Source organism: Dysgonomonas sp. HGC4 (assembly GCF_001261715.1).
Classification (GTDB): Bacteria; Bacteroidota; Bacteroidia; order Bacteroidales; family Dysgonomonadaceae; genus Dysgonomonas_A.
The window spans coordinates 1-5,100 of sequence record NZ_CVRU01000151.1 but is presented as its reverse complement, the minus strand read 5'-3'; the positions used below and the strand labels follow the sequence as shown (position 1 = coordinate 5,100).

General features: G+C 34.8%; 5 protein-coding genes. 2 read left to right on the top strand and 3 right to left on the bottom strand.

Going from position 1 to position 5,100, the window contains the following annotated elements:
* The first annotated feature begins 37 nt into the window (after nucleotides 1-37).
* Nucleotides 38-583: a nucleotide exchange factor GrpE gene (locus HGC4_RS14625; protein ID WP_050710881.1), complete on the top strand. Its 546-nt coding sequence runs from the start codon at nucleotides 38-40 to the stop codon at nucleotides 581-583.
* A 52-nt stretch (nucleotides 584-635) separates the two neighbouring features.
* Nucleotides 636-1,781 carry a molecular chaperone DnaJ gene (gene dnaJ, locus HGC4_RS14620; RefSeq protein WP_050710880.1) on the top strand — a complete coding sequence of 382 codons (1,146 nt, stop codon included), beginning with the start codon at nucleotides 636-638 and terminating at the stop codon, nucleotides 1,779-1,781.
* Nucleotides 1,782-1,856: 75 nt separating this feature from the next.
* Here the strand turns inward: dnaJ and HGC4_RS14615 are convergent, their stop codons facing one another.
* Genes HGC4_RS14615 through HGC4_RS14605 form a run of 3 tightly spaced genes read right to left on the bottom strand, consistent with a single transcriptional unit; the run spans nucleotide 1,857 to nucleotide 4,192 of the window.
* Nucleotides 1,857-2,624 carry a hypothetical protein gene (locus tag HGC4_RS14615; protein ID WP_050710879.1) on the bottom strand — a complete coding sequence of 256 codons (768 nt, stop codon included), beginning with the start codon at nucleotides 2,622-2,624 and terminating at the stop codon, nucleotides 1,857-1,859.
* Nucleotides 2,625-2,640: 16 nt separating this feature from the next.
* The gene (locus HGC4_RS14610; protein ID WP_050710878.1) at nucleotides 2,641-3,426 is read right to left on the bottom strand and encodes a hypothetical protein; all 786 of its coding nucleotides are present in this window, start codon (nucleotides 3,424-3,426) and stop codon (nucleotides 2,641-2,643) included.
* 25 nt (nucleotides 3,427-3,451) lie between these two features.
* Entirely contained in the window at nucleotides 3,452-4,192 is a 741-nt protein-coding gene (locus tag HGC4_RS14605) for a hypothetical protein (RefSeq protein ID WP_050710877.1), read from the bottom strand.
* Nucleotides 4,193-5,100: the final 908 nt, after the last annotated feature.

The window sequence follows — 5,100 nt, the reverse complement described above, 5'->3', positions numbered from 1 at the left end:
ATATGTATATAACAGTAGATAGAAAGTAATATAAGATATGAAGGATACTAATAGAAACGAAGAATTTGAGTCACAAGAGAATAATTTGAATATCGAAAATGTGACAAATGATCAGATTAATGACGTAAACGAAAACGAAGACAGTGCCAATCTGGCGGACGACTTAGAGAAAAAGTTTGCAGATCTGAACGATTCGTATTTACGTTTACATGCAGAGTTTGACAATTATCGCAGACGAACCATGAAAGAAAAAGCCGATTTATTGAAAACCGGTAATGAGAAAGCCATCTTAGGAGTACTGTCAATTGTGGATGACTTCGAAAGAGCCTTGCCTAATATCCCAGAAGATGCTAAAGAAGGAGTAGAGCTTATTTATAGCAAATTCCAAAATTTTTTAGCTCAAAACGGAGTAAAGGAAATAGACTCGTTGGGCGAGATTTTCGACACCGATAAGCACGAAGCTATTACAACGATTCCGGCTCAAAGCGAAGATCAAAAAGACAAAATAATAGACTGTATACAAAAAGGATACACACTGAACGACAAGGTGATCCGTTTCCCAAAAGTAATTGTTGCTAAATAAGGCTACAGACCTTATTACTACACGTAATACTATTAGGTAGAAAACTAAAAAAATGGCGAAGAAAAGAGATTATTACGAAGTATTAGAAATTTCCAAGACTGCGACAATAACGGAAATAAAAAAAGCGTATAAAAAGAAAGCGATTCAATATCACCCCGACAAGAATCCGGGGAATGCTGAAGCCGAAGATAAATTTAAAGAAGCAGCCGAAGCTTATGAGATATTGAGCGATGAGCAAAAACGTGCCAAATACGACAGATACGGGCACGAAGCTCCCGGCGGTTTTGGAGGTCATGCAGGTGGAGGATTCTCTATGGATGACATCTTCTCGCAATTCGGCGATATCTTCGGAGGTCATTTTGGTGGTGGCTTTGGAGGAGGATTCGGCGGTGGCGGCGGAAGACGCGTCAACAGAGGTTCTGACCTACGTGTAAAAGTAAAACTTACGCTTAAGGAAATAGCAACAGGCGTAGAGAAAAAAATAAAAGTAAAGAAATACGTTGCTTGTCAACATTGTAATGGAAACGGGTCTGAAAACGGAACCGCTTACACTACTTGTTCTACTTGTAACGGATCGGGAACACAAACCCGCATAGTAAACACTATGTTGGGGCAAATGCAAACCCAAACCACTTGTTCTTCTTGTAACGGTGAAGGTAAGAATATCACTAAAAAATGTCCTCACTGTTCAGGAGAAGGCATTATAAGAGAAGAGGAAGTAATAACTATCAACATTCCAGCAGGAGTTGCCGAAGGTATGCAACTATCGATGAGCGGAAAAGGTAATGCTGCCCGCCATGGAGGCGTGAACGGTGATTTACTCATTGTTGTTGAAGAAGAACCACATCCCGAACTTCTGCGTGACGAAAACGATGTAGTTTATAATTTACTACTCAGCGTTTCAACAGCAGCTTTAGGAGGTAATATAGAAATACCAACTATTGACGGAAAAGTGAAGGTGAAAATTGATCCGGGAACTCAACCCGGAAAAGTCCTTCGCTTAAAGAACAAAGGTTTGCCTAGCGTTCACCGTTATGGAACGGGTGATTTACTAATAAACATAAGCGTATATATACCCGAAAAGTTAGATGATGCTGAAAAGAATATTCTTTCAGGATTAGAGAATTCACCCAATTTTCAACCTAACAAATCGGTTAAAGAAAAAATATTCAGTCACTTCAGACGCATGTTTGATTAATTGCACGTTAATATAGAAAAGCCACCGTTCTTATTTGAATCGGTGGCTTTTTTTTGAATTATAATATTATCAATCTTATATATTAAGCTTAAACAATGATAGCCTGTAATAAATTGATTTATTGGGTTTATCAGCTGCATTTAAATAAAAAGCAGGAATTTGTCCCGCAGTATAGGTAACCATTGTATATGTTATCTTTATTTTTGTATCTTGTTCTAAAGATAAGTATTCACCAATTCCAGTCAACCAATTTCGATTAGCATATTCCTTCAATACGGTATTATTCGTCATATCACGAATTCTGGTAGTCCCCCATTCATAACCATTTATATCGCCATTGAAAGTCATAAAATATTGACCTTTGGGTATAGTCACAGTCAATTTATCTCCCCCCAAGATCGCACCTATTTGATTAATCTCTAAAACGAAATCTGAAGAAGCACTAGAAGCATTAATATCTTGCTCTGCTCCTGTAAAGGTAAACCCGCTATTACTAATATACCAGATCATTGACTTATCTCCCATTATCAGTTTTGCCCACGAGGCATTTCCATTAGCATCAGATTGTAAAACATAGTCTTCTGCCGCTGTACCATCATTTATTCTTAAGTCTCCCTTTATTAAAACATTACTTGTAGTTGAAGGCATAGCTCCAATCCCAACATTTCCATTAAAAGAAACAACAAAGTCATCATTAACTTCTATTGCTGATAACGCAGCAGCATTATTTCCTTTAGCGTCAATATGAAAAATACCTTGTGGTGAAACCGTATTAATACCTACTTGTGCATACGCATAAGACAAACAACAAATTGATAAAATAATTATATATACATATTTCATGATCTATTCTTTTTATTTAAGACACTTTTATAAACATCATTTGAAACCAAACCGAAGCGTTATTGAAAGGAGAAAACTTAAAGAATGGGTACTGACTTGGCATATTAGATCCTGTGGAACCATGCATTCTTATTCCCAATGTCATCGGATTAGTAACAAAAAGCATAAAAGAAGACCCAGCTAACTTTTCAAAATAATCAGCACCCCAAACTTCCGGAGCCGCTGCATTAGTTAATGCAACTGTAGTTGCATCAAGTATTCTCATCGGTAAATTTTCGGAGACATTCACTATTTCTCCACTAAATATGATAATATAAGTACCTGGAGGAACTACTACACAATCTGCATTCTTCGAAATTCCGACTCCATTATCCTGAATAGTAGCACTGTACACAGCATTTCTAAAAAAGGTTAATCCACTTATTGTAATACTACTACTCGATATACGCCATGTTGCTGTAGGATTAAAAAGCGTATTAGGATCAGCCCACTTACCTAAACCTTCACTATTTGTTGAGGAAAATAAACTATAACTAGCTTGTGTTCCATCTGCAATCTGCAAAGTTTTACGTATATCTAGTTTTGCTGTAGGACTAGCTGTCCCAATCCCCATATTACCTTGATTGTCTACTACAATATCATCTGCTGTTTCGGCACTACTAATAGTTGTAAACTCTGTATTATTACCATTAATATCAATATGTAAACGTTGCAAAGGATATTGTGTATTAACTCCCACTATTTGGGCTTCTGCTATCAATGATACAATAATAGCAATTAATATGATTATATATATTTTCATTTTGCAAACACTTTTTTTTCTTTGATTATAGTTTCATAAATGTAAATGTCATATCTAATTTAGAAGTAAATGAGGGTTGCCTAAAATATGGAACACCATCATTCACAGCTTGGAAGGTTGGATAAAGCGTGACCGAAGAACTAGTTTCTAAATAAGCTGCAACACCTGACAGTTGCATACTATAATAGGTTGAAAATATGGCCGTTGAATTTCCTTCCAAATACAATTTAAACCACCCATTCTCTTGGATCTCAGTAAAATTAGAAGACACAAATATGATATATCTTCCTGGAGGTACCTTTACTGAAGAAGTAGCCACAACATTCTCTATACCAATACCCGTATCAGTGCTTATAGATAATGTACCCGAGAGTCTAATTTCATTGTAATTAGGCACTTGAAAGCTATTATTAATAGTATGCCACATGGCAATATTTATAACAGTAAAGTCCTGCCATCTAGCATTACCTAATGCATCGCTTCTCAATATTCGCCCATCTTTTTGATTGCCATCTACGTACTTAAAAGTTCCCTCTACATCCACTTTTGCTTGTGGACTAATTGTTCCTATACCAAGATTTCCATCTTTAGTAAATATCACATCATCCATAGATTTAGTAGGGATACTTGTACTATTATCTCCGGCTCCATCAATATGTATAACACTCCTGATATCGGCACTGTCAGTATTAATACCAATTTGAGCAGAAACCCAGCTGACACAAAAAAAAGACAATAGAGTCAAAAAAAATCGCTTTATTCTCATTCGTTATTGTATATAAATTAGTTAGTTAGTATATTTAGTATTAAACAATTCTAAAATAAAAAACAACAGCATGTAATCACTACACACTGCTGCCAGACATAGTTGTGACATAGGTAAATGGTTAATTCGTGTCAATTGTGAATGACAACAAAAAAACAGACCACCTACACGAATCAACCTATCAAAACAACTATTAATATATTTATTGGGGATAAAATATATGGCGATAATCTTCATTTCCACACATGGTTTCAAATAAACCCTAATTAGAAACTTCCAAAATAAGAAACCTTGAAAAAATATTAAGTTTGCCATGTGAAAAGAAATTAGATTAAGATTAATCCAATTAAAAAAAAACAATCGCTGTAGTTTAGACAGAGCTATAACAGATGAGGAAAAAGGAATTCTCAGTATAGCAAAAGAAGATTCATAATTACGCAGAACACTAGATACAAACCTCTTCGTTAATTTAAAAGAAATACACTTATCAATTAGTAGATAAAATAACCCTATTGAGAACAAGGTGTTTCTCTTTAAACTAAAATAAGGATATGTATAAGAAAAAAGTAATTTGGAAAATGAAGTCGAATAAAAAAAACATAATGATAAAAGACAAAAACTTCCGCCTAAAATATCTTTATTACTAACAGGGATACTAGTTAACTCTCTCTCTCTCTCTCTCTCTCTCTCTCTCTCTCTCTCTCTAATATTTCAGCACAATTAACCAAGCCTAAATAGTTAAAGTTTAGATTATTATCTAGCGATATATTTGTTAATTTTACTTGAGCCATTATTGTAATGAGTTATTTTACAGGGGCGAAGATAGTACTTTTTATAATAAAAGAAAAATTTTAATGTATATATCTTTGATTGTATAAAAAACCACACAAGGTGTATTGCGTGGTTTT